Source organism: Vibrio sp. D173a (assembly GCF_030248475.1).
The window spans coordinates 1-791 of sequence record NZ_JAHGAH010000912.1 but is presented as its reverse complement, the minus strand read 5'-3'; the positions used below and the strand labels follow the sequence as shown (position 1 = coordinate 791).

The 791-nt window shown below is 43.6% G+C and carries 1 protein-coding gene and 1 pseudogene; both read left to right on the top strand.

The features are described 5' to 3' along the window. Positions 1-118 (top strand): annotated as a pseudogene (locus tag KIV40_RS30225) (LysE family translocator); the annotation flags it as partial. Between the two features lie 192 nt (positions 119-310). Beyond that, positions 311-667: a PilZ domain-containing protein gene (locus KIV40_RS30220; protein ID WP_285352956.1), complete on the top strand. Its 357-nt coding sequence runs from the start codon at positions 311-313 to the stop codon at positions 665-667. Positions 668-791 lie beyond the last annotated feature (124 nt).

Genomic DNA, 791 nt, shown 5'->3' with positions numbered 1-791 from the left:
TATAGCCGATACCTTTAAAAAACTACTGACACAAAAACGTACGTCGCAAATGTTGAATTTAGTCTGTGGATGCCTGTTCGTGGGGTTCAGCGTACAACTGGCTTTGTTTCAGCTATAATTTCAGTGAGTTATAAATTTTCTAACGCATGGATATTCGCGCTAAAGGTCTGACTAGCGTGGCCGATAATTAAATAGAGTTATGATTTGTGCTATCTTCATTCACTGGTTGATTGATGGAATGGATGTTGGCTGAATGGATATTGAGTTGATGTTTATTGGTACACAACATCACAGGCAGGGAGACAGATAAATGAGTGACGGGGCATTTACCCAAAAACGTCAGTACTACCGCTTAAAATACCCGAAGGGGGCTAGGCCGATCATGCGCATTAAAGATGAGCTGTTTCAGGTCAGTGAGGTCTCGGAGAAGGGCGTGCGTGTCATGACACGAAATGTCAGTCACTTTTATCGTGGACTCTCGATGGCGGGTACACTCGATCTACATGATGAAAAGCAGGTCGATGTCACTGGCGCGGTATTACGCTTTGATGGTAATGAAGTCATTATTCAATTATCTCGTGGCCCAAGCTTTAAAGACATGGTGTCGGAACAACGCCGCATTCGCCAACGCTACCCCGCATTTTTCGCAAGTTTAAGAGCGGCATAGGCGAGTAGATTAAAGTAGCTGAGAACATTAAAAAGCCCGAGAGTGAAACAACTCTCGGGCTTTTTGTATCTATTGCCATGATAACTCTATAGAGCCACCTGTAGATGGTATTAAGTTATCTGCA

Coding starts and splice junctions, on each gene's coding strand:
- KIV40_RS30220 (WP_285352956.1), top strand. CDS start 311: ATGAGTGACGGGGCATTTACCCAAAAACGTCAGTACTACCGCTTAAAA.